Consider the following 23,352-nt stretch of genomic DNA (forward strand, 5'->3'; position numbering starts at 1 on the left):
GTTCTATTTTGAAAAATGACACTAATAGCTAGAGGTAAATCTAAAATTGAATAATTTCAGCTATTGCCAATTTCCACTTCTTTCCAGACAATGCTTAAAAGTAGTAGGCTGTATCAGGAAGGATTTCGGTAGCTAAAGATGACCACCGGATACATCCTCATCGCAGCAATTTTGATTCTGGGAGGCGTAATTGCCACCGTGGGCGATCGCATCGGCACACGAGTTGGCAAAGCCCGCCTCTCACTTTTTAAGCTTCGTCCAAAAAACACCGCCGTACTAGTAACAATTTTTACTGGTGGTTTGATTTCAGCATCCACTTTAGGGATTTTATTCGCTGCCGACGAAGGTTTGCGAAAAGGAGTCTTTGAGTTAGAAGATATTCAAACAGACCTCAGACAGAAGCGAGAACAGCTAAAAACCGCAGAAACGCAGAAAAGTCAGGTAGAAAGCGAGCTAAACCAAGCAAGAATTGCTCAAGCAAAGGCACAACAAGACTTGCAGGCAATTAATCAATCCTTGCAGGCGGCAAATGCTAAACAGAGGGAAACGCAAGCCCAGCTGAACCGTACCATTAGTCAACAAGCTCAAACTCAAACTCAACTCCAACGCACTCAAGGCCAGCTAGGACAAGTTGTAACTCAGTACCAAAAAGCCATAGCTGAGTTGCAAAGCGTTTCCAATCAGAGAAAACAGCTACAGGCGGCAGTTGAACTCTTGAAGACAGAACGTCAAAGACTATATGCAGAAGCGAAAACAGCCATTGACGAAGCCAAAACAGCAATTGAAAAACGCGATCGCGAACTTGCTAACCGTCAAGAAGCGATAGAAGCGCGCGATCAAAAAATTGCTCAACTGGATCAACTGATTCAAAAGCGTAACGTAGAAGTTGCAGCACGAGAGCAAGTGATTACCAAACGGGAATCGCGCCTCAAAGAATTGGAAGCACAACAGGAGGAACTAGAACAGGAAGTTGCCAGACTGGAAAAATATTATCAGTCCTACCGCGACCTGCGTTTGGGTAAGCTGGCCTTAGTTCGCGGTCAAGTTCTGTCCGCTGCTGTAATTCGTGTTACTCAACCTGCCGCTGCTCGTCAAGCAGTGGTACAACTTTTACAAGAAGCCAATCGCAACGCCAACCTCGAATTAAGCGAACCTGGTGCAAATTCGGCAAACTTAGAACTGCTGCGCGTGACCCAGGATAGGGTCGATCAATTAAGCAAGCAAATTGGCGATGGTAAAGAATACGTCGTGCGAATTTTTTCTGCTGGTAATTACGTCAGGGGAGAAAAGCAGATCGAATTTTTTGCGGATACAGCCCAGAATCAACTGGTTTTTTCGGGAGGCACGGTGTTAGCCACGACTACTGCTGATTCCCAAACCATGACATCTTATCAGTTACAGCAGCGGCTAGAAATACTGATTTCTGCTTCCCAATTTCGTGCCCGTAATGCCGGAATTGTCGAAAATGTGCAAGTAGAGGGGACTTTTCTGCGCTTTGTCAGCCAATTAAGACAGTATAATCAACTTTTGGAGATCAAAGCGATCGCAGCAGAGGATACTTATACAGCCGGGCCATTGAGAGTAAAATTGGTAGCAATAGTTAACGGAAAAATTATTTTTAGTACTTAAAAAATTATTTGCACACTGTTATTAGTAAGATTTAAACATATTGAGCAGCAGTCAAAATAATTGCTGTAGCTGCATTTTTTATTTAGCAGATACTATGCGAACATTTTTAATTTTTAATTAATTATGAATTTCCGTGAATTTTCACCAACACAACCAGTCATCTTGGGGTTCGATCCAGGTCGAGATAAGTGTGGTTTAGGGGTGATGGGACTGGATCGGCAACTGTATTATCATCAAGTCGTGTTAGCAAAAGAGGCGATCGCTAGCATTGAGACACTGCGCCAAAGGTTTCCGATCTCTTTGATGGTCATGGGCGACCAAACTACAGCCAAACAGTGGAGACAGAGATTATATCAAGAATTGACAGAACCGTTGAGTATTATTTTAGTAGATGAGCGCTACACAACCTTAGAAGCACGCGATCGCTATTGGCAAATGTTCCCGCCCAAAGGGCTAATCAAGCTATTGCCACAGGGTCTACGACAGCCTCCAAGACCCATAGATGACATTGTTGCCATCCTTTTAATCGAAAGATACTTAAATCGCCTCACTGAATCAGCAACCAGCCAATTTTAGATTTTAGACTTCGGCGTGAGCGCTCAGTCGAATACTTTTTTCTTCAATCCAGAATCCAAAATTGAATAACTCCAAACTTTTAAAGTTCCGCCCGAATCGTAAAAGCATAGTCTCCTCCAGGCTCTAGCTGGTAATCTTGTTGCTCTAAGAATCGACCCAGAGGTTCTTTGATTAAGGCGCGACCTTGGGAAGGCTTGACGGCAAGTTCTCCCCGACGAAAATGCCACTGGAAATGCCACTCAAACTCACCCGCACTCACTTCACCCTCAAGGAAGCCGTGTTGCCAGGATTGGCGGGTAATTCTGACATGGGCAATGGTTTCTGGCAGACGTTTTGCACTCACAATGCTTTATGTCAAGTGTGGAATAACAGCCGATGATCTAGGCTACTTATTTTATTTACCAAACATATCTCAATTAGACAAACTGACAAAGTGGGTATTTGTAGTTAACTAGGTTGTGTTTATGAGTAAGATGACTTCAGCATCCTGGAGTTGCGCCACCGATAGCGTAAGCAAATTAGGCGTAGCCTCTCCTAGAGAAGCGTTAGCGAGTTTTACTTCGAGGGTCATAGTTCGTCATAGATATTGGAAAATAAATCAAACGAGAAATGCTAATTTTTTCGTTGCTTCTAGCGATCGCATTTCAACTACTGGTACATTTCAGGAATCGTTCCCACTCGCAATGTGAAGCAGTCTCTAGCGTAAATACCCAAATTAAGCAGTGTCTAACACTCGTATCATAATTATGTCGCTGAAAGTTTTTGTTGGGAACCCACAATATATTTATGCCGCAAGATAGCTGTTTTTTGAATCTATATGTACTTCAAATGTTGGGCAAAAGTATCTGAAGCATACAATAAATTAAAAACTACAGATAAAAAGATTTTGTGAATTACGCATAGACTCTTATACGATTGGGTAGTCTTACTAAAATAACTATCTCTAACACCAATGCCTAAAAAAGTAGGGAGAATGTCTTGTGGAGTCCTCATCACAAACTAAAAAAGGCTTTTTAAAAGTTAGTGGTTTCTAAGTGGATTTTCATAAATAACTTTATATATTTTAGCATTTCATTTAGTTTGACTGCTTCAATAGTTTGTCAAAAACGATTTAGGTAGAACTATTAGTTATTACTATTTATGTGATGCTCAATTCCCTAACTCAAGTAAGATGTGCCCTCACTCTCAAAATAGATATTATATTTATTAAATGTAAATTTCAGTTTACGTAATGAGGTAAGTAATGGCAATTAAATTGAAAGTTCCCGATATTAAAGGTGATGAGTGCGCTAAGAAAATAACTAAATCTATTCTGACTATGGAATCTGATGCCAAAGTAGATGTGAACGTTGATACTAAAACCGTAACTGTAGATGCTGCGGCTTCTGAAGAATCAATTAAACAGATGGTTCAATCTGCTGGTTATACTATAGAGGGCTATTAATTAAATTTCTAAATTTCCTAATAAATTTAGAGGAAATAATTTAGCCAGCACAATTACTTAATGATATTTACGTCCGTTTGACGGGCGTAAATGTTAATATATTACTTTACTCGATCGCAACTATTCCTACTCTGATAGCATGGCAAACGGCTATAAATATTGGTAAGTATCAATAATAATTAATTTCACTAAGAGGATGTTTGAAAAGTCATGATTGATGTATTAAATATTTTTTACCCCACCCTAACCCTCCCCTTGTAAAGGGGAGGGAACTGGATTTTTGGTTTCCCCCAATGTATCGGGGGGATTAAGGGGGGTAATTTTAATCACAGCCAACCACTTTTCAAACAACCTCTAAGACCCAATCAAAGATGACTTTTAGAAAATGAAATTAAAAATTTCATGTCAATCATCTTTATTAAGTATAAGTTAGAGTAAATCGTCGTTTATCTGTCAAATAATGTGGTATGTCACACATAGCAGAAAGAAGAATTACATTCACTTATCCTCAAGTCTAAGTACTAGGGAGGATTTCTGATGAATAACTAACTGATAGATAATTGGGGCAGAAAGCTATAGCTAAAAGCATGGAAACCAAACAGCTAGGAAAAACTGGTATCTTTGTAAGTGCGATTGGTTTGGGTGGTATGCCGATGTCAATTGCTAATCGTCCTCCTGAATCGGAATCAATCCAAGTTATCCATCGGGCTTTGGATTTGGGTATTACATTTATTGACACAGCCGATTCTTACTGCAAAGATGAGTCAGATAAGCACCACAATGAGCAGCTAATTCACAAAGCACTTAGTAGTTACAAAGGCGATGTTAGCCAAGTGATTGTAGCAACTAAGGGCGGGTTGATGCGTCCCAATGGCAACTGGACAAACAACGGCAACCCAGAACATTTGCGCCAAACAATTCGAGCCAGTTTTGAGGCTTTGGGCAGTGCTAAACCCATCGATGTTTGGCAATACCATTCTCCCGATCCTAATTACACCATTGAAGAATCTCTTACGCCAGTTAAAGAAGCAGTGGAGGCTGGTTTGATTCGGTTTGTAGGAGTTTCTAACTTTTCCGTTGAACAAATTAAGCGGGCGCGGGATATCGTCGATATTGTTTCGGTGCAAAATCAATACAGCCCTTGGCAGCGACAGCCAGAAAATGACGGCGTATTAGAATATTGCGAACAGCAGGGATTGACCTTTTTACCTTGGAGTCCCTTTGGTGGTAGGCGTCGCCATCAGGATTTGCAAGATATTTCTGCGATCGCTAAATTAGCTAAAGAAAAAGGCGTGTCGGTGTATAATATCGTTTTGGCGTGGTTGCGTTCCAAGTCGCCTATTATTTTGCCTATTCCTGGTGCTAGCAAGGTTTCCAGCATTGAAGACTCAACACGTGCTATCAACGTGAAATTATCTGACGAAGAAGTGCAAAAAATCGATCGGGCAACTTAATTATTCGGCGTTACTAATTCAATCTATGAATCTGCGTGTAAAGACGTTGCTATGTAACGTTTTTACAAAGATTTTGAAATCATGCAAAAGCATTTTCCTACCTGAATTCAGTAACGCCAATCATTCCACTGGCTAATATAAATATGGTAGAAATTGCCTATCAAAAAAGACATGATATTAGAAACACACCGCTTGCTAATGCGTGACTTTGTAGAGGCAGATTGGCAGGCGGTTTTTGCCTATCAATCCGATCCTTTGTACTTGCGTTATAACTACTGGACACAACGCACACAGAACGATGTTTGCGAGTTTATCCAGATGTTTATCAATCAGCAAAAAGAGCAACCTCGGACTAAGTTTCAGTTAGCTGTTGTCCTCAAAGAAGAAAATCGGCTAATTGGCAATTGTGGTATTCGTGTAAATGACCCAGAAATGCGGGAAGCAAATATCGGCTATGAACTAAATACTCAATATTGGGGACAAGGTTATGCAACGGAAGCAGCACAGGCAATTTTAAAGTTTGGCTTTGAAGAATTGAGAATGCATCGTATCTGGTCTTGGTGTGTTTCAGAAAATGTTGCTTCTGTAAAGGTATTAGAAAAAATTCGTATGCGTCGTGAAGGTCATCTGCGGGAAAAAGAGTTAATCAAAGGCAGATGGTACGACAACTTTCTTTACGCGATCCTTGAGCATGAGTGGCAAGCGAATTAATATCGCTTCTATGAGCTACCTCAGAGACAATATCATAAATTACTGAGAAATTGAGGATAAGACAAGTTCAGAGGGTCGCACAGATGATCAACCCTATCCTCTATTTTCAAACAGCTACAGAACACGAAGCATTAGCAGCAGCGGGTAAAAAGTATCTGCATTCTCGTAGACGAATAGCTACAGAGAAATTATCTCAGCGGGCAAACTTTCAGCCTGGAAGATTATCAGCTTTTATTTACAGTTCATAATCCGAAAATCTTATGAATTGGTGTTTTTGTCTTGATATCTACTAATCTGATGCTTGAAAAATTGAAGAAAACCTGACATTTTTGCTCACCCTCTCAGAGAAAGTCACAGCGAAAACTTAATTAATTTTGGAGTCTAAAAAAAATGCGATCGCTACTTTTAACTTTTGCTCAAAATTTGAACTTTTCTGAAACTCAGTTGGAAGAAATACTATCACAACCTTTAACTGAAGTTCTCAATTCACCTGGATTGCAACAAGAATTAAACAGCTTAGATACCAGTTTACTTAAGGAAACTTTACCCACCGCCGGAGGAGTTTTAGCTAAGGAATTACCACCTTTTTACAACTGGTTAAAAAATGAGTTGGGAGTCAAACGGGTTCCTGATAGTCCCGATCACACTACAAGATGGGTAATTGGTTTTGTCCATAATCAAGAAAGTTTAACTCATTTAGTTGAGTTGCACCGTCCAGTACCTCGTCTGGCTTTAGAAGCTTCTATTCCCCGCTTGGTAGGGTTGTTTGAAGGTGTCGAAGATGCGCAAGTTAGGCAGGAATGGCAAAAAGCGATCGCAGCTCTATGTCTAGTTTTAGTTGTGGCTGCACGCGAACAAGATAGAGCAGCTGTAGCAGTCTGAATTGCTGTCTCCCGCGTGTAGTGGCGCACATCTGTGCGCCACTACTAATCTATATCTCCAGATGCGATCGCATCTAATTTCTCAGTATCAAGTATAGTAATTGTCCCACCACGATGATAAACAATTACTGACTTGAGACTTTTAATTAATCGCACGCATTCTTCGTAAGTAATGCCGCTACTTCGAGCCATCCGATAATAAGATAATTTAACTTTTAAACACTCGCCTTGTGAAGTAGATTCAGTTCCCGATTCAGCAGCAAAATATTGAATTAATCTCGCAAGGCGAACAATCGCTCTTTCAGAAACTAATCCGTGGACTGTTTGATGTAATTGCTGAATCCGACTGTTAAAAACCATCAGCATTCGTAAGGCAATTTCAGGATTTTCGCCAATAGCTTTTAATAAAGCATCTCGCTCTACAGTGAGGATTTCACAATCAGATTCAGCAGTGACAGTTGCCGGAGAAATTCCATTTCCCAACAAAGCAGGAGCCGCAAAAATTTCCCCAGCAGCTAACGCACGGAGAATTGTTTCTTTCCCCGTTGTTGCTGTTTTAGTAACTTGAATCGATCCATTGACAACAGCGTAGAGTTTTGCTGGTAAACGATCGCCTTCATGGAGAATAATCTCTCCTTTGCGATAGCCTTGTACCTGAGTGTAAGCTTGTAAACCGATCTTCTCTGCCGTTTTTAAACCCGCAAACACGATAATTTGTGAAAGTTGTTCCAGGGACGCTTGCACGATCAGCCTGATATTGCCCAGGCTGGACGATGATGAATCCAAGGATTAGCCGCTTCTAATTGTGCTGCTAGGCTGATGATTGTGGCTTCAGCGGCAGGTTTACCAATTAGCTGTACACTGATGGGTAAACCTTGATTATCAAAGCCGACAGGAATTGCGATCGCAGGTTGTCCAGTTGCATTCGCAGGCGGACAAGGAGCAACCCACTCAATAATATTTTGGAATGTTTCTTCTGGACTGAGCGAAGCCCATTCCCCAACGCGGATAGGTGAATGTAGATAAACTGGCAATACCAGCACATCCACGGTATCGAAAAACGCCACAATTTGACGTGCTACTATCTGCATTTGAGAAACTGCTTGCAAGTATTCTCCAACGGAACCTGTACGTGCAAATAGCCAGCGATTTAATGGCTGCAAAGCTTCAGCAGGAAGTCCCGATGCGGCTACCCCAGCTTGCCAAACGATTTGAAATGGTTCAACTAAACTACTAAAATCTGGGGATTTTTGTTCAACGTGGTGGCCGAGTTGTTCTAACAACTGGACTGTTTCGCGGACACCTTGCTGACAGTTAACGTCAGCTTCTCCCAAAGGAGAAATGCTAGTGTCAAAGGCAATTCGCAAAGCACCGAGTTTTGTCTGAGTGGCGGCGAGAAATGATGGTTCGGGATCTGGCAACCAGTAAGGATCGCCTGTCATGTAACCAGATATGGCATCCAAAAGGGCAGCAGCATCAGCAACAGTGCGGGCGATCGGCCCGTTGACGGCAATTCCAGCGAGGCGTTCGCCTACGGGTGCTTTACTCACTCTGCCTCTGGATGGTTTAAGTCCCACTAAACCACAACAAGCCGCAGGCCCGCGAATTGAACCACCGCCATCAGAACCTTGAGCGATCGCACACAGTCCCGCCGCTACCGCCGCCGCCGCGCCACCACTGGAACCGCCAGGGGTGTATTCTAAATTCCACGGATTTCTGGCTGGGGGAAAACCCATAGGTTCGCTGTAGGGAAAAGAACCTAATTCGGAAGTGGCTGTTTTACCAAGAATAGTAAATCCAGCTTGCTTAATCCGCGTTACAACCCCATCATCATAGTTAGGGATATTGTTCAGTAATGCCGGATTTCCATAAGTACAGGTAACACCTGCTACAGCATTGAGGTCTTTAATGGAAATCGGTACGCCAAAAAATGGCGGTAGTTCTGAGGTAGTTGTTAATAATTCTGTTTTGGCCTTGGCATCTGCGATCGCTAACTCTGCCGTCACCGTAAAATAACTTCCTAATTGGGGATTTAATTGCCCAATCCTTTCTAAATATATTTCTACCAACTCTAGCGGTGATATTTCCCGGCGACGAATTAATTGCGCCAACTCTAGTGCTGGGGTAAATGCTAAATCAACTTCATTCATAGGTTAGTGAATGGGTAATTTTGTCTTTCTCTGGGATTTTTAAACTGAAATTGTTACTTTAGCAGGATTTCCGGGAACTATAAATTTTATAGCTCCTAAGATTTGTGACTTGTTTAGGATGCTCAGATGCAATAAACGTGGTTGTATTACTCAAGCTATTTTAATTGTTCTGCATAAACTTTCGACAAATCCCCAAGGGGTATTTATGGCTAACCTAGAAATACTTGTTAGTAAATTGCCAACACTAATTCAAAATTTAAAACTGACTATTGGTGATTCTAATCAAATTATGGAACAAATTATCTTAATCAATAATGCTCAGGAACAGCTACGGAGTATTAAAAAAATAATCGCTCAGGAATTGAGATTCGAGCGCACTAAGAATTCTGCGATCGCTACACTTCCTCCATTGAGCGCAGCAGCTACTTTATTTATACCTAATTTGGGATTAGTCGAGCCAGCGAGCGCAGAAAAGTTTGGAAACTCAGAAACTAAAATTTCATTAACTGATTTACAATCAAAAATTGATGATTGGATTGAATGGGGTTATTTTTTACAAGCGATAGCTGCTGATATTCTTAGCGACATTCAATTAGTAAATCAACTAAATTCTGATATTCTTAATTTAAGTATATCTAATGAATTTCAAACCTTGAATGACAGCTTACAAATTGACTTAGCCTTGGCTAAATCTAATATTTTAAAACATCAAATTGAAAAAATTGGCGATTATCAAACACAACTCTTACAGTTACAGCAAAAATTAAATTATATTTTTGATACTATTAAAAATAGTCGTAGCTTATTAAATATTTTATTAGGTGTCTCAGCTTTTTATGGTAAATCTGGTTTCGCTTTAGAGTGGTTAGACGATGACCACGAATTAATTATATCGAGTGAGGGAAAATTTCAAGAATTGACAGATATTCTCAATGATTGTGATTCTTTCCAAGAACAAATTGCTGCTTTAATTATTAGGGGTAATACTTTAACTCAACAGGGAGAACAAGCCCTGAAAAACATTGAACAGGAAAGTAGTAGAGAAACAACTAGTAGCCAGGAAGTAGGAATATTAACAAAGTTTTCAACACCAAAAATAATACGTTCAGCTTTGATTATCGCTTCAAGTTTATTAATCTTAACTTTTGCTGGTTTGAAAATTAGAGAACAAAGTCTAAGTTTAACTCAAGAAGGAAGTGCGATCGTCGCAGACGATGGCGCAGCCATCGCCAACTTTAAATCTGCTCAAAAACTTGGTATGGAGGCTGCTTCTCTAGTTCAAAAGCCACCGCATCCTCTAAAAGTCTGGCAACAAGCAGAAACCAAATGGTATCAGGCAATAATTTTGTTAGATAGTATTCCTGATAAAACATCAGTTTATGATCGGGCAAAGAAGAAATTAGCTTACTATCAAATTAACTATAAATTTATCAGTCAAAGAGTGCTAATTGAAAAGAAAGCTGTAGCAAACTTAGAATCAGCTCACAAGCTAGCAACAGAAGCTAATTTATTTGTTCAAAATTCACCTCATTCACAATTAAGTCGTCAGCAAGCACAAGATAAGTGGCAACAAGCAATTAATTTATTACAAGCTATTCCAGAGAGTACATCTGTCTCTGTACAAGCTAAAGAGATGCTTTCTATTTATAAAACTAACTATGCGGCGACTAATCAGCAGTCCTAAATCATTGATGAAAATTAGATAATATTACTATATAGCAGTTATTGAATAAATAAAGAGGTAAATCGTCCTTTTTCAACGCTTCACCTCTCAACAACAGATAATTACAACTGACAATTACAGCTTAGAACGGTCAGTCAAAATCTCATAACCAGTCTCTGTCACCAAAACTGTATGCTCAAACTGAGCCGACAAAGAATTATCCATAGTGACTGCTGTCCAACGGTCAGATAATGTTCGTGTGTGTCTGGAACCCGCGTTTAAAATTGGCTCAATTGCCAGCGTCATCCCTGCCCGGAGTTTAACATTTGGCATCTCACGAGTACGGTAGTTGAATACTGAAGGTTCTTCATGCAGGTTACGACCGACACCGTGTCCAGTAAACTCTTCAACTATACTAAAGCCGTTAGATTTCACATGATCTTCAATTGCTCCAGCTAAGTCAAGTAGGTATACACCAGCCTTTACTTGTTCAATGCCTTTATATAAAGCTTCTTCTGCTACGCGAATTAATTTAGCAGCTTCTTGCGTCACTTCACCGACAGCAATTGAAATGCAAGAATCACCATGAAAGCCTTGGTAATAAGCACCCGTATCTACTTTTAATACATCCCCGACGCGAATCACTTTTTTGGGGCTAGGAATGCCATGTACTGCTTCATTATTAATACTGGAACAGATAGAACCCGGAAAACCGTGATATCCTTTAAAACTCGGTGTTGCACCCATTTCGCGGATGCGTTTTTCTGCATAAGCATCCAAATCAGCTGTTGTCATTCCTGGCTTTACTAGCTCGGAAATTTCTTTGAGGACAGTTGCGACAATTGCCGATGATTGCCGCATGATTTCTATTTCACGCGGCGATTTAATTTCAATTCCTCGGCGCTGTTTTTTCGCAGGTGCAGGCTGAGTCGCTTGAGAAAGTAAGTTACTGAAAATGTTCATGGGAAATTAATAATTACTGGTGGCTGTGACGCTGAAGTATGAATGCTTTCTCTAGATTAATTGAGAAATAATATCTATAATTTAACACTATGGGAGTTAGTACAGTTTAGTCTAAAATTGTGGTGAATTGAGGTTTCAAATTTAAACGCAAAGGGGCGCAAAGTTAAGCGCAAAGGTACGCAGAGAATTTCATGAAATGTTGTATTTATCTCAATTATTTTTAATTTTTGATGGCAATTTCTCCAATCATACCCGCTTCTGTATGTCCTGGTATTGTACAACGTAAGCCATAAGTACCAGATTTCAAGGGCACAAATACCCATTCGGCTTCAGCACTGGGTTTGAGTTCCAGTTCGTGAATGGCTCCTTTGATTTCTACTTTGCCTGCTTCAACTTTTTGTGTCCAGATGCCATCGGCAAAATCTTTAGCAGTAAAATAGTGTTTCAGTTGGCTGGGATTATTAAGCCGTAGTTGATAACGTTTACCAACCTCAAATTCCAAATGATTTGGCTCAAATTTGAGGTCGTTAGCCGCATTACCCAAGCTAACTGTAATTTCTGTGGCTGGTTGCTTGAGCAAATCAAAAGACTTATTCGCCGCCATTGCTGGAGTAGCAGCGATGAAATTTAGAGCTAGAAGTAACGTTAATATCACGTAGTTACACCGTAATATTTGTACCCAAGTATGAATTGTGAAAGTAAGGGATTTAATTACAATTTCGTAAAAATAGTTATAAATTTTCATCACTAATTCTCAAAAGGCAATGCTGATGAGCAATAACAATTAATAGGGAACGGGGAAAACCACTTTACCTATTCTTTATATTATCCATGCTCAGTGCCTATTTCTACCTAATACTTTTCTCTGCTAACACAGATGGCCCAGCAGTAACGACTACGATTTGATCTGGGTGGAGTAACTCACGAGCCGCTTGGTTAACTTGGGCAAGAGTAACTTTCTGGATTTTATCAGTGAAGGAGTGTAATTCTACTTTATCTAGTCCATACACCTCATTCATCAGAATTCTATCTGTTAATTCCTCTGGGTTTGCTAGGGAAACGTTGTAGTTGCTGATAAGGGTGTGTTTAGCTGTTTCAACTTCCAGTGCCGTGACACCTTGTTGATGGATTTGTTGTAGTATTTGGCGGGTACTAGCGATCGCTTTACTGCTATCTTCAGGACTAGTCTGCATCTCAATCAAAAATGTCCCTGCATTCTTAAGAGCTTGGAAGGAGCTATAAATTCCATAGCTCAAACCTTGGCGATCGCGCACTTCTGCACCTAGTCTACTAGATAAGGTATCGCCTCCCAATATCTGGTTTAATACTAAGGCTGCATGAAACCGAGGATCGTAACGGTTAATGCCTGTGTAACCCATATAAGTTACAGCTTGGGTTTTATCTGGTAAAACTGGGTTGACACTGACAATTTTCTGCGGCATTGCCACCGGGGGATATTTTAATGTGGGTGCTTGGCCGCTAACTTCCCAGTCTCCCAACTTATTTTTAATCAGCGATCGCACTTTGTCTAGATCGAAATCTCCCACCAGCGCTAGCACTGTTGTATCTGGGCGATAATGTTTAGCTTTGAAATCAATCACATCCTGGCGCTGAATCTGCTGTAAACTCTCCTCTGTCGGGAAGGTATGTAAGGGGTGTTTTTTCGGATAAATTGACTGAACAAATACTCTTCTGGCTACTTCTGATGGCTCATCTAATTCCTGTTGCAAATCAGTTAAAGTTTGTTGACGATGCAGTTCTAACTCTTTGCTAGGAAAGGTACTATTCTTCACAACATCTGCTAATATCTCTAGGAGTATTGGCAAATCATCTGCTAAACTATCACCTTCAATATGTACACCTTCGCGGTAGGTTTGAAAGTCTAGACTTACCCCTCGTTCTCCTAAGACTTTAGCAATAGTTAAAACATCCTTGCTCTTAGTACCATTTAGCAAATTATCTGCCACAAAAGCAGCCAATCCGGCTTTATTCTCTGGATCGAATTCCGTCCCAGCTTGAATATAACCGCTCAAGGTAACGGTAGGAGTACTCCGATCGGGTAACAGTAATATCCGCAATCCGTTAGTCAATTTAAATTCCTGGGGTAAGACTTGGGCAATCGCATCTGTAGCCAAATCCGCCGACGGTAAGTACTTTATCACCTCAGAAAAAAGCACGGGTACGCCAGGAGAGAAGTTTTCTGTAGTTTGGGCTGAGTCTGGTTTGTCAGCAACTTCTGTTATCCGCTTCTGGGTTGGTTCAAAAAAGCCAACTGTCCGCGCTTCTTTTGTCAGATATTTGTTAATCACAGCAACAACATCCGTCGGCTTCACCAAACGAACAGCTGCCAAATAGCGGTCTGTGTAGCGATAATCACCAACAGTTGTCTCATCAGTGCCCAATCGGATTGCTTGAGAAGTTATATCACGGTTACTCAAAATTACATCTGCTGTTAATTGAGTTTTGGCTCGTTCTACTTCCTCAGATGTCACACCTTTTTCTGCTACATTGGCGATCGCACTACTCAACATTGAGTCAATTTTTTTCAAATCTTGTTTAGCTCCAGCCGTTACCAACAACTCATACCAGCCAGATTCTCGCAAACTGGTAACGGATGCTGTAAGTTCACTAGCTAAACCTGATTCCACCAATGCCTGATAAAGTCTAGAATTCCGTCCTTCTGTCAAGATGTAATCCATCACATCCAGCGCCGGGACATCCGGTTGGTTTGCATCCGGTAACAGATACACAACTTGTAACAGCCGCCCTGCTCCCGGTTCTCGCAATACGATGGGAGTGCTGAGTGAGGTAGATGGGGTAAAAGTATTTTTACTGCTAACTTCTAACTCCTCACTCCTAACTCCTAGCTCCTCACTCCTAACTTTTTTTGGTAATTTACCAAACACTTCTTTAATTGTTTCAAGAGCATTTGCAGTTTGAAAATCTCCAACAATCACTAAGACGGCATTATCGGGACTGTAAAAATTGCGGTAATATTTTTCTACCTGCTCAACTTCAAATTTCTCGACATCAGCTTTGGTGCCACCTACAGGCAACCCATAAGCATGATTGGGAAACACCGCTTGCATAACGGCGCGGTTGAGGCGATATTCTGGACTATTTTCGTAACCCTGTAACTCGGAAATTACTACCCGCTTTTCACTGGCTAATTGCTCCGGCTCAATCTGGGAATTTCGCATTCTGTCTGCTTCCAGCACCAAGAGCGCTTTCAGCTTGTTTCGTTCCACAGTACCGTAATATGCAGTTTGATCGTAGCTGGTGAAAGCATTAGAATCACTACCTAAAGCACTAAACAAACGTCCAAATTGAATTGGACGGTTTTTTGTACCTTTAAACATCATGTGTTCTAGCTGGTGGGCAATGCCATTCACGCCTGGTTCTTCGTTACGCGAGCCAACCTTGTACCACACTTGCACCGTCACCACTGGCGCAGTATGCACTTCCTTTGTCAGGACAGTTAGACCATTCTCTAGTACTGTCTTGCGGACATTTTCTGTCAGTGTTGAGGGCATTATTCTTTTTGCTAGCAAGGTTGACTGATATTTTTCTTTGTTAGTAAATATAACTGGATGTTGGCTATGAGCAGGTCGATCGCTCAACAAAAAAACAGCTACTAGCCATAAACTTAAAAGTAATATCGGCAAGGGATATTTATAAAATTTAGAATAAAATTTGGAAAATCCATACATGTATTTAGCAGATTTATCTGTAAATTAAGTTACATAGTTATTTTTAAGAATGACTACACTCTAATCTGACGAAAAAATCTGTGACTTCAGTAACAATACAGAAAAAAAATATATTAGCAACAAAGCTAATAAAAAAGCTGAATTACGAGAGTTTTGCTAAAATCCGAATGAATTCCAGAGGTAAGCCATCAGTATCGGCGATGAAAGCCACTTCGTAAATGCGATCGCCTATTTGCTGTTGTGTCGGTTCTAAAAGCACCTTCAACGGTTCTAATCCTTCGGTTTGACTCTCAGCCGCCAATAATACACATTCTTGCAAATTTGTCAACCAGCTAGGTAAATCTGGTGTAATCTCTGTTAAATCGAACGAGAGATGATAATACCCTACATAATGTTCGTCAGCAAACGCGTCTGGGGCTGGCTTTGGTTCGGGAATTTGGATCAGTTCAATTCTGCTGCCGCCCAATCCTTCCATCCAGCAAGCTAGGGTGTAGCCTGTGGTAAAGCGTTCTGAGATTGTAAACCCTAGAAGTTCGTAGAAAGCGATCGCTCGATGAATATTCGCAGTCCGAATAGAAGCGTGGTGCATATTAATCCTTAGTCCTTAGTCCTTAGTCATTTGTCCTTTGTTATTCACTAATGACAAATGACTAATGACAAATGACCATTACTCAAACAACCTGAAATAAGGGTAGCGTACAGGGACACCAGGCTCTTTTTCCAAGTCAAAATTAATCACTTCCCAACAGGCATCATCTGAGGTATCAGGGCTAAACTCCACGGGTAAACCGTACAAACGTGCCGCAGTAGCTTCTGGTTGTCCAGAACGCCAAGGCGTGCTGCGTTCTAAGTAGCCACTCATTAATTCCTGATAGCGTCGAGCAATAATCACTCGTGTTGCTCGAAAACCTTGGGTATAGAGCTTGTCTAATGCTTCGTGAATTTCAAAGCGAATACCATCAGGATGAGTATGTTGTCTATACCATTCATTATTCCATCTCCGCCAATGACGCCCCGATTGCAAATGGATTAACTCTCCATTTTTAGGATTAGCTTCAAACGCGCCATGACGCGGACACAGATAGGTATCTGTGAGTGTCAACGCCGGAATAGTCTGGCGACAATGGGGACACTGTATTTCCGGCCCAAACATCGGGTACTGCAAACCTGGATTCATCATGAAGTGCGTACAAACATAGTTTTGTCTTCACCAGCACTAGTGGGTTGGATTATACACTTCGGCTCAACCACTTTGGGTTACTTGCTCGCTGCTGCATAGACACGGTGTTGCGGCAGGAACATTGTTCACTAGTGTTTTCCTCAGCGTAGAGGCTTGACGCTGTGATATCCTGGTTGTGCAACCAGCCTCAAAGGTTGGTGTTTCTCCAGTGTTCCTGGGTACCATATTCATATTCTATCGTGTCTACCGCTTCTTACTGGACATCTCCTGATTTTTCTCAAGCTGCCTTCATTGCGGACAATGCTGTTGTTATGGGTTCGGTAAATATAGCAACAGGAGTGAGCATTTGGTATGGAGCAGTGGTGAGGGGAGATGTAGAACGAATTGAAATTGGCGAATGTACCAATATTCAAGATGGTGCAATTCTACATGGTGACGCTGGTTTTCCAACAATTTTAGAAGATCATGTTACCGTAGGGCATCGCGCTGTAGTACATTCTGCTTACATTGAGCGTGGAAGTTTGATTGGCATTGGCGCAGTGATTTTAGATGGGGTACGAGTGGGCGCTGGAAGCATTATTGGTGCTGGCGCAGTGGTAACTAAAAATGTACCGCCTTTGTCATTAGTTGTCGGTATTCCAGGTAAAGTATTACGGCAAGTAACAGATGTTGAAGCCGCAGAACTGATTGAACACGCTAAACGTTACCAAAAGTTAGCTTTAGTTCATGCTGGTAAGGGTACTGATATTGGTTTTAGCAAGGCTTAGAGAGTAGGGAGTAGGGAGGCAGGGGGGCAGAGGGGCAGGGGAGCAGGGGAGGCAGGGGAGGCAGGGGGAGAAGAATTAATAACCAATGCCCAATGCCCAATGCCCAATGCCCAATGCTCAATACCCCATAATTTAAACATTCTTTACATTTGGATTTGGAAAAATTGCCCACTTCAGCTAAAAATAAAAATGAGAGCTGTTGACAAAACTTTAATTTCTACTTAAAAGAGGGGTTCTTAGATATGGATATCGATTTTCGTATAGCGATCGTTTTAGCACCAGTAGTCATTGCTGCTAGTTGGGCAGTGTTTAATATTGGCGCTGCGGCTTTAAGACAATTTCAAGGCTTTTTCGATAGAGAAGCTTAAATTCATTAATGGGGCATGGGGCACGGGGTACTTGTACTGAGTTTCGACTGCGCTCAACTACCGCGAAGCCGAAGTATTGAGCATTGATTATTCATCTTGTCCCCTTGTCCCCTTGTCCCCTTGTCTCCACTCCCTACTCCCATTCCTTGGATATCGATTCTGTAATACAACCCCTGCAACGCTTTGGTGTTCATTTGGGACTCGATCGCATTGTCAACCTATTGGCAAATCTCGGCAATCCCCATCACCAAGTCCCGGTAATTCATGTTGCTGGCACTAATGGCAAAGGTTCTGTCTGTGCCTATATTTCCTCAGTACTCACAGAGGCTGGTTATCGTACAGGACGCTACACTTCACCCCATCTAGTTGATTGGACGGAACGTATTTGTCTGAACGAGCAGCAAATTTCCTCTGAGGAATTGAGTCAATTATTAGAAAAAGTCCAAGCGGTTATTCGTCATCAGGACGAATCGGCAACTCAGTTTGAAGTAATTACGGCGGCTGCTTGGTTATATTTTGCTCGGCAGCAAGTTGATGTAGCTGTGGTAGAAGTCGGACTGGGAGGGCGCTTAGATGCAACCAATGTCTGCTTGGAACCTTTGGTTACACTCATTACTTCCATTAGCCGGGAACACTGGCAACAACTTGGCCCTACTGTCGCTGACATTGCTGGAGAAAAAGCAGGTATTCTCAAACCTGGATGTCCCGTTGTGGTTGGGCCATTACCACCAGAGGCAGACCAAGTGGTGCGATCGCGCGCCTTAAAATTACAATGTCCAATTTTTACACCTCAACCCGCCCGTGAAATCGCTACAGGATGGGCAGAATATCAAACTATTCAAAATTCAAACTTAATTAAATACCCTTTGCCGTTAGCGGGACAAATTCAGTTAACTAATTCAGCTTTGGCAATAGCTGCTTTAGAAATTCTCCAACAACAGGGTTGGCAGATTTCAGAAGAAGCCATAATTAACGGCATGGCCAAAACTAAATGGCCAGGGCGGATGCAATGGATTACTTGGAACAACCATAAATTATTACTTGATGGCGCTCATAATACCGCCGCCGCTCAAGTTCTTCGCCAATATGTTGATAGCTTAGACTCAGTTAACCATAAGCCCGTCAATTGGATTGTGGGAATGTTTGCCGATAAGGATCATGCTGATATTTTTACCGCATTACTGCGACCAGGCGATCGCCTTTATTTAGTGCCAATACCAGTAGAACCCTGGCCCGGAAGAACTTCTGCGGATCTAGACTACTTATCAAATCTAGCTTACAGCCTCTGTCCCGAATTAAGCGATCGCCGAATCCATCCAGATTTATTCACAGCACTAGCAGCTGCAACCTCAACCGCTACCACAGACGATTTAATCGTTTTGTGTGGTTCCCTTTATTTAATCGGCGACTTTTTAGCAACCACCAATATATTTCATAAATCATAATTACGAATTACGAATTACGAATTACGAATTACGAATTACGAATTACGAATTACGAATTACGAATTTACCTCTGATTCCACTCTTGCGCCGCATCTTCTACAGCTTTATCTACAGTTTTCTCCCCTAACATTGCTGCTTGCAAGTTTTCGTAAACTGCCTTTTGCAGTTTATTAAAATCCTTCAATGTCGGGGTCAATATTTCTGCCTTTGGCAGTTCTTGAGCACTCATTACTCGTGCTTTTTCTATTGTTGAAGCATTAGCTGAAACATCTTTAAAGTAACTATCAGACAATGCTTTGATTGTAGAAGGCAGAACATTTGCAGCTTTAGCAAAGGCTAACTGATTTTCGTCATTGGTGACAAATAAAGCAAACTTCACAGCGCCATCTGGTTGTTTGCTATCGCGAGGAATAACTATGTTCATCACCGCGACGTTCTTCTTACCTGTGTCACCAGTGAGTTGAGGTGCTATTTCCGAAGCTTGAGCAATTTTGGGGGCATTATTAGCGATCGTTTTCAGGAACTCTGGCCCAGAAGCTAGAAACGCAGTCTCTCCAGATTGGTATAAATCGATCGCGTGGCGATGTCCTTGAGTTAAAGCCTCTTTAGGAAGCAAACCTTTTTTATACAAGTCTACCCAATACTGAAACGCAGCTTTTCCTTGTGCTGAATTAAACGCCGCTTTACCTTCAGCATCTATGAGAGTGACTCCCATTTGCACGAAAGATTCCAACACTTCACCAGAATCTTGCGGTACGAAAGTTACAAAAAAGGCATATTTCCCCGTCTTGTCTTTAATTTGTTGCGCGGCTTGTGCCAACTCTGCGTAGGTTACGGGGACTTTATTGATACCTGCCTGTTTTAATAAATCAGTGTTATAAATGGTTAACCGTGTGGTGAGATACCAGGGAATCCCAAAACTCTTACCATTAAGCGTGCTTGCTTTCCAGATATTCGGTAAATAGGAGGAACGTACATCATTCGGGACTTTCGCATCTAAATCTAACCAGGCATTTCGTCCGGCAAGTTGGGAAGCAAAACCCGGATTCAAGTTAACTACATCAGGTGGCGTTTTTGCGGAGACAGCTGTTAATATTTTGTTCTCCATTGCTGCCCAAGGTATATCGACCCAGTTAATCTTTATACCTGGATTTTGCGATTCAAAATTCGCAATTAGGCTTTTGAAGTAGTCGGTAAATTGAGGTTGGAGTTGCATTGTCCAAAACTCAACAGTTCCCGCTCCTGAAGTAGCTTGTTTTGTACTTGTATTAACATTACCTGTACTGCAACTTACAATCCAACTGGTTAATAAGCCAAGCAGTACAAAAGCAACAAGTTGTTTAAATTTTCGCAATTGAATCATTTTCCCAGTATTTTTACGCTTGATCGGTGTGAAAAGCTTAGACAGAATTGTTGAGATTATAGGCTAAATAAATTACCCATAAAGACGTAATATATAACGCCTTTACTGCAACAAATTTAAATTTTCAATTTAGCAGTCCAGCGGGCACAACTGTGGTAAAAAGCTTCAATAGTCTGTTTGGCAAATCGAAGAAAGGGGTAGGCATTGAACTTGCTCCCGAACGGGTGAATGTAGTTCAGCTACGCAAGCAGGGTCAAGGCTTGAAACTAGAAATCTATACATCGGTAGCAGTTCCAGAAGGGATAGTTACCGATGGTCAAATCAGCGACCCTCCAGCAATGGCGCAATTAATTCAGCAGGCGCTAGCTGAGAGCAAAATCAAAACTTCTCGCGTTGCTACTGGTGTCCCAGGACGAGATTCTATCGTTCGGATTATACCAGTACCAGCAGAGTTAGACGATAAAGAACTGCGAGAAATGGTGCTGAACCATGAAGCAGGTTTGTATTTACCTTATCCTCGTGAAGAGGCTGATGTAGATTATCAGAAACTTGGGTATTTTGTAGATGAAGATGGCATTGAAAAAGTACACGTACTCCTAGTTGCCACCCGCAAGGAGATTACAGATACCTATATAAGTACCTTCGAGCAGGCAGGATTACAAATTGATGTTTTAGAAATTAACAGTTTTGCTCTAATTCGGACTATTCGCGAACAACTGCGACAATTTGGGCCGCAAGAAGCAGCAGTACTAGTTGATATCGAGTTCGATAGTACAGAAATAGCCATCATCGTTAACGGAGTGCCGCAATTTTCGCGCACAGTCCCCATCGGGACTTATCAAATGCAAACTGCCTTAGCAAGGGCAATGAGCTTACCTACATCACGAGATATGGAACTGTTACACGGAATGGTTATTCCTGCAACTCCCATAGACGGGGGTAAAACTGGCGTTACCGAACTCGATCCTGGCATGGCTGCCATATTGAGAGTCTTGGGAGAACTAACGGATGAACTGCGCCGTTCCATCGATTTTTACCTGAATCAAAGTGAAAATTTGGAGGTAGCGCAGATTTTATTAGCCGGGCCAGGAGGTGGACTTCAACAGCTAGATGAATTTTTTACCCAACGATTGAGTTTGCCAACTACCCAAATAGATCCAATTGGGTCTTTATCTTTGGAAGTTGACACTGATAAATATCCACAGGTACAACGCTCTGGCTTGGCGATCGTACTAGGTCTAGGAATGCGGGAGGTGTAATAAAATGTACAGCCTAGATGTTAACTTTCTTAAAGACCGCCCAGCATACCAGAAAAAGCCAGAGAAACAAGGAGGAATAGCCCTAAAACTTCCTACGGGGGATTTGACACTACTGTATGTAGGAGTTGCAGTAGGTATAGGTCTTCCGGTTTTATTTGGAGTTGGTTGGTGGTTGCTGCAAGGGAAGATTGTTGAATTAGATGGTCAGATTGCACAACTAGATCAAGAAAGCAAGAGGTTAGATACAGAAATAGGAAATATTAACAAAATCAAAGACGAGACAAAGGCAATTAAAGGGGAAACCCAAGCTTTAGTTACTGTATTTGACCAAATTCGACCTTGGTCAGCAATGCTGCAAGATTTGCGCGATCGCATCCCAACGGCAGTGCAAATCGAGAATATCAAGCAAATCCCACCCATTGCAGTAGCGGCAGGTCAGCCACCAAATAATCCCGCAGGGGGATTAGAAATTAACGGATTGGCTCGTTCCTTTAATGATGTCAATGATTTCTTATTGAGTTTACAACAATCTCAGTTTTTGAAGCCCACAGAAACCAGAATTCTGACAGCAGCGTTAGTAGATGCTCCCTTAACATCAAGTGCGAGTCAATCTTCTAATAATGTCGTAATTAAGCCACCTCAAATAGTTAAATACACTATTCAATCGAGCATGAACGACGTTCCAGCGTCGGAATTAATTCGAGAGTTGGAAAAAAAAGGCACAGTGGGGTTAGTAACTCGAATTCGTAATATGCAACAAACAGGAGTCATTTCAAAATGACGCTGAGTGATGATTTAAATTTTTCCGAACAAGGTGGGGAATTCGATCAGGCAACGCCAGCCGCACCCGTAGTATTTGGTATTGCCTTCACACCAAAAATTATTGGGATCTTGGTAGGGGTAGTTGGTTTAGCGGGAGCAGCTTATATATTTTTAAACCTGCTGATGCCAGCTTGGGAAAGCTATCAGCAGCAGCAAGCCAAAAGCTCTGAACTGCAAGCGCAAATTGAGCAAAAAAAAGCCAATATTAAACAGATTGACAAAGTTAAAGACGAACTAGCACAGGCAAAGCAGCAAAAAGTTCAGGTTTTAAGTTTATTTGCTAACGAAAAAACCTTAGATACATTACTGTTGGATTTGAACCGCTTAATTGAGTCTGGCAATAGTGCAACTTCTATTAATGCAGTAAGAGCCAAACTGAAGAGATATGTGCCGATTTCCCAAAAACCAGAACCGATTACCGATGGAAGTCTAGGACTAGGGGTTGACGGCAAGCTGCAACGCAGTACGATCAGCGCTGAGATTACAGCAACTTATGAACAAACACAATCGATAATTCGTAACATTGAGCGGTTACAACCTTTGTTAATAGTTAAAGATTATCAAGCAACTTTGGCTCCAGCAGAGACAAGATCCCCATTAGATAAAACGCCGATGCAGGTAGGCCCAGCAGCGATTAATACATCATTCCAGTTACAGGTATTGATGCCACTTAGTCCAGAGGAAATTGCCGCAGCAGCGAAAGCTGCCCCGAAAAAGTAGTCAAATTAGAGCTAGGACGAATAGAATTCGCGGCTACACAAGCGTAGACAAACCCTTCCCACACACTAAGGAAATAATTGAGGATTTTGAAACTCACTTTCGCCCTTGGTCTTTCCGCAGGGTAGGTGGGCAAAGTCTCGTGTAGTTAAGCCAACGCGATCTTCTTCAAAAAAGAGAGGTTAGCGCCAATGGGAAACCCCATAAGCAATTGGCGTGTGGTTTCTAAGCGCCTACTCAAAATTGTTTG

At 41.6% G+C, this 23,352-nt stretch carries 23 protein-coding genes; 14 read left to right on the plus strand and 9 right to left on the minus strand.

The window, feature by feature from the left end:
• Positions 1-138: 138 nt before the first annotated feature.
• Positions 139-1,629 (plus strand): DUF3084 domain-containing protein, encoded by a 1,491-nt coding sequence (locus RMZ42_RS12420; RefSeq protein ID WP_322671732.1) that lies wholly within the window; start codon positions 139-141, stop codon positions 1,627-1,629.
• A 123-nt stretch (positions 1,630-1,752) separates the two neighbouring features.
• Positions 1,753-2,205, plus strand: coding sequence for a resolvase (locus RMZ42_RS12425; RefSeq protein WP_322671733.1), 453 nt, complete (start codon positions 1,753-1,755; stop codon positions 2,203-2,205).
• Positions 2,206-2,284: 79 nt separating this feature from the next.
• On the opposite strand, the gene RMZ42_RS12430 is transcribed toward RMZ42_RS12425, so the two are convergent.
• Positions 2,285-2,548, minus strand: a complete 264-nt coding sequence (locus RMZ42_RS12430; protein WP_069070640.1) for a DUF3146 family protein — start codon at positions 2,546-2,548, stop codon at positions 2,285-2,287.
• A 900-nt stretch (positions 2,549-3,448) separates the two neighbouring features.
• Between RMZ42_RS12430 and RMZ42_RS12435 the strand changes: the two genes are divergently transcribed.
• The 5 genes from RMZ42_RS12435 (at position 3,449) to RMZ42_RS12455 (ending at position 6,696) form a co-directional block, all read left to right on the plus strand.
• The gene (locus RMZ42_RS12435; RefSeq protein WP_104908368.1) at positions 3,449-3,649 is read left to right on the plus strand and encodes a heavy-metal-associated domain-containing protein; all 201 of its coding nucleotides are present in this window, start codon (positions 3,449-3,451) and stop codon (positions 3,647-3,649) included.
• Positions 3,650-4,236: 587 nt separating this feature from the next.
• Positions 4,237-5,103, plus strand: coding sequence for an aldo/keto reductase (locus tag RMZ42_RS12440; RefSeq protein ID WP_322671734.1), 867 nt, complete (start codon positions 4,237-4,239; stop codon positions 5,101-5,103).
• A 171-nt stretch (positions 5,104-5,274) separates the two neighbouring features.
• A complete protein-coding gene (locus RMZ42_RS12445) occupies positions 5,275-5,814 on the plus strand; it encodes a GNAT family N-acetyltransferase (RefSeq protein WP_322671735.1) in 540 nt (179 codons plus the stop codon).
• Positions 5,815-5,897: 83 nt separating this feature from the next.
• Positions 5,898-6,062 (plus strand): hypothetical protein, encoded by a 165-nt coding sequence (locus tag RMZ42_RS12450; RefSeq protein ID WP_322671736.1) that lies wholly within the window; start codon positions 5,898-5,900, stop codon positions 6,060-6,062.
• A gap of 142 nt (positions 6,063-6,204) precedes the next feature.
• Entirely contained in the window at positions 6,205-6,696 is a 492-nt protein-coding gene (locus RMZ42_RS12455) for a hypothetical protein (protein ID WP_322671737.1), read from the plus strand.
• Positions 6,697-6,740: 44 nt separating this feature from the next.
• Here RMZ42_RS12455 and RMZ42_RS12460 read toward each other — a convergent pair whose 3' ends face one another.
• Both RMZ42_RS12460 and RMZ42_RS12465 read right to left on the minus strand, forming a co-directional pair.
• Positions 6,741-7,439: a Crp/Fnr family transcriptional regulator gene (locus RMZ42_RS12460; RefSeq protein WP_322671738.1), complete on the minus strand. Its 699-nt coding sequence runs from the start codon at positions 7,437-7,439 to the stop codon at positions 6,741-6,743.
• 2 nt (positions 7,440-7,441) lie between these two features.
• Entirely contained in the window at positions 7,442-8,845 is a 1,404-nt protein-coding gene (locus RMZ42_RS12465; protein ID WP_322671739.1) for an amidase, read from the minus strand.
• A 205-nt stretch (positions 8,846-9,050) separates the two neighbouring features.
• On the opposite strand from RMZ42_RS12465, the gene RMZ42_RS12470 reads away from it, so the two are divergent.
• A complete protein-coding gene (locus RMZ42_RS12470; protein WP_322671740.1) occupies positions 9,051-10,529 on the plus strand; it encodes a hypothetical protein in 1,479 nt (492 codons plus the stop codon).
• A gap of 114 nt (positions 10,530-10,643) precedes the next feature.
• On the opposite strand, the gene map is transcribed toward RMZ42_RS12470, so the two are convergent.
• From map to RMZ42_RS12495, 5 genes are all read right to left on the minus strand, one after another.
• Entirely contained in the window at positions 10,644-11,471 is an 828-nt protein-coding gene (map, locus tag RMZ42_RS12475) for a type I methionyl aminopeptidase (protein WP_322671741.1), read from the minus strand.
• A gap of 220 nt (positions 11,472-11,691) precedes the next feature.
• On the minus strand, positions 11,692-12,216 hold the full coding sequence (locus RMZ42_RS12480; RefSeq protein WP_322671742.1) for a plastocyanin/azurin family copper-binding protein: 525 nt from the start codon (positions 12,214-12,216) through the stop codon (positions 11,692-11,694).
• Between the two features lie 103 nt (positions 12,217-12,319).
• Positions 12,320-15,181: a pitrilysin family protein gene (locus tag RMZ42_RS12485; protein WP_322671743.1), complete on the minus strand. Its 2,862-nt coding sequence runs from the start codon at positions 15,179-15,181 to the stop codon at positions 12,320-12,322.
• A 142-nt stretch (positions 15,182-15,323) separates the two neighbouring features.
• On the minus strand, positions 15,324-15,770 hold the full coding sequence (locus RMZ42_RS12490) for a VOC family protein (RefSeq protein ID WP_322671744.1): 447 nt from the start codon (positions 15,768-15,770) through the stop codon (positions 15,324-15,326).
• A 78-nt stretch (positions 15,771-15,848) separates the two neighbouring features.
• Entirely contained in the window at positions 15,849-16,361 is a 513-nt protein-coding gene (locus RMZ42_RS12495) for a TIGR02652 family protein (RefSeq protein ID WP_292868208.1), read from the minus strand.
• Positions 16,362-16,600: 239 nt separating this feature from the next.
• Here RMZ42_RS12495 and RMZ42_RS12500 point away from each other — a divergent pair, with 239 nt between their 5' ends.
• The 3 genes from RMZ42_RS12500 to RMZ42_RS12510 all read left to right on the plus strand — a co-directional run bounded on the left by RMZ42_RS12500 (position 16,601) and on the right by RMZ42_RS12510 (position 18,941).
• Positions 16,601-17,128, plus strand: coding sequence for a gamma carbonic anhydrase family protein (locus RMZ42_RS12500; RefSeq protein WP_322671745.1), 528 nt, complete (start codon positions 16,601-16,603; stop codon positions 17,126-17,128).
• Between the two features lie 242 nt (positions 17,129-17,370).
• Complete coding sequence (locus RMZ42_RS12505) at positions 17,371-17,496, plus strand: photosystem II protein Y (RefSeq protein ID WP_322671746.1); 126 nt, start codon at positions 17,371-17,373, stop codon at positions 17,494-17,496.
• Between the two features lie 146 nt (positions 17,497-17,642).
• Positions 17,643-18,941: a folylpolyglutamate synthase/dihydrofolate synthase family protein gene (locus RMZ42_RS12510; RefSeq protein WP_322671840.1), complete on the plus strand. Its 1,299-nt coding sequence runs from the start codon at positions 17,643-17,645 to the stop codon at positions 18,939-18,941.
• Positions 18,942-19,005: 64 nt separating this feature from the next.
• On the opposite strand, the gene RMZ42_RS12515 is transcribed toward RMZ42_RS12510, so the two are convergent.
• The gene (locus RMZ42_RS12515) at positions 19,006-20,304 is read right to left on the minus strand and encodes a sugar ABC transporter substrate-binding protein (protein WP_322671747.1); all 1,299 of its coding nucleotides are present in this window, start codon (positions 20,302-20,304) and stop codon (positions 19,006-19,008) included.
• A gap of 152 nt (positions 20,305-20,456) precedes the next feature.
• Here RMZ42_RS12515 and RMZ42_RS12520 point away from each other — a divergent pair, with 152 nt between their 5' ends.
• Genes RMZ42_RS12520 through RMZ42_RS12530 form a run of 3 tightly spaced genes read left to right on the plus strand, consistent with a single transcriptional unit; the run spans position 20,457 to position 23,105 of the window.
• On the plus strand, positions 20,457-21,563 hold the full coding sequence (locus RMZ42_RS12520; RefSeq protein WP_322671748.1) for a type IV pilus biogenesis protein PilM: 1,107 nt from the start codon (positions 20,457-20,459) through the stop codon (positions 21,561-21,563).
• Positions 21,564-21,567: 4 nt separating this feature from the next.
• Positions 21,568-22,344 (plus strand): PilN domain-containing protein, encoded by a 777-nt coding sequence (locus tag RMZ42_RS12525; protein ID WP_322671749.1) that lies wholly within the window; start codon positions 21,568-21,570, stop codon positions 22,342-22,344.
• Positions 22,341-23,105 (plus strand): pilus assembly protein PilO, encoded by a 765-nt coding sequence (locus RMZ42_RS12530; RefSeq protein WP_322671750.1) that lies wholly within the window; start codon positions 22,341-22,343, stop codon positions 23,103-23,105. Before RMZ42_RS12525 ends, RMZ42_RS12530 begins: the two co-directional genes overlap by 4 nt.
• Positions 23,106-23,352: the final 247 nt, after the last annotated feature.

Origin of the sequence: Nostoc sp. DedQUE05 (assembly GCF_034530955.1) — a bacterium.
Classification (GTDB): Bacteria; Cyanobacteriota; Cyanobacteriia; order Cyanobacteriales; family Nostocaceae; genus Nostoc.

Coding starts and splice junctions, on each gene's coding strand:
- RMZ42_RS12420 (WP_322671732.1), top strand. CDS start 139: ATGACCACCGGATACATCCTCATCGCAGCAATTTTGATTCTGGGAGGC.
- RMZ42_RS12425 (WP_322671733.1), top strand. CDS start 1,753: ATGAATTTCCGTGAATTTTCACCAACACAACCAGTCATCTTGGGGTTC.
- RMZ42_RS12435 (WP_104908368.1), top strand. CDS start 3,449: ATGGCAATTAAATTGAAAGTTCCCGATATTAAAGGTGATGAGTGCGCT.
- RMZ42_RS12440 (WP_322671734.1), top strand. CDS start 4,237: ATGGAAACCAAACAGCTAGGAAAAACTGGTATCTTTGTAAGTGCGATT.
- RMZ42_RS12445 (WP_322671735.1), top strand. CDS start 5,275: ATGATATTAGAAACACACCGCTTGCTAATGCGTGACTTTGTAGAGGCA.
- RMZ42_RS12450 (WP_322671736.1), top strand. CDS start 5,898: ATGATCAACCCTATCCTCTATTTTCAAACAGCTACAGAACACGAAGCA.
- RMZ42_RS12455 (WP_322671737.1), top strand. CDS start 6,205: ATGCGATCGCTACTTTTAACTTTTGCTCAAAATTTGAACTTTTCTGAA.
- RMZ42_RS12465 (WP_322671739.1), bottom strand. CDS start 8,845: ATGAATGAAGTTGATTTAGCATTTACCCCAGCACTAGAGTTGGCGCAA.
- RMZ42_RS12470 (WP_322671740.1), top strand. CDS start 9,051: ATGGCTAACCTAGAAATACTTGTTAGTAAATTGCCAACACTAATTCAA.
- map (WP_322671741.1), bottom strand. CDS start 11,471: ATGAACATTTTCAGTAACTTACTTTCTCAAGCGACTCAGCCTGCACCT.
- RMZ42_RS12480 (WP_322671742.1), bottom strand. CDS start 12,216: ATGAAAATTTATAACTATTTTTACGAAATTGTAATTAAATCCCTTACT.
- RMZ42_RS12485 (WP_322671743.1), bottom strand. CDS start 15,181: ATGTATGGATTTTCCAAATTTTATTCTAAATTTTATAAATATCCCTTG.
- RMZ42_RS12490 (WP_322671744.1), bottom strand. CDS start 15,770: ATGCACCACGCTTCTATTCGGACTGCGAATATTCATCGAGCGATCGCT.
- RMZ42_RS12495 (WP_292868208.1), bottom strand. CDS start 16,361: ATGATGAATCCAGGTTTGCAGTACCCGATGTTTGGGCCGGAAATACAG.
- RMZ42_RS12505 (WP_322671746.1), top strand. CDS start 17,371: ATGGATATCGATTTTCGTATAGCGATCGTTTTAGCACCAGTAGTCATT.
- RMZ42_RS12515 (WP_322671747.1), bottom strand. CDS start 20,304: ATGATTCAATTGCGAAAATTTAAACAACTTGTTGCTTTTGTACTGCTT.
- RMZ42_RS12525 (WP_322671749.1), top strand. CDS start 21,568: ATGTACAGCCTAGATGTTAACTTTCTTAAAGACCGCCCAGCATACCAG.
- RMZ42_RS12530 (WP_322671750.1), top strand. CDS start 22,341: ATGACGCTGAGTGATGATTTAAATTTTTCCGAACAAGGTGGGGAATTC.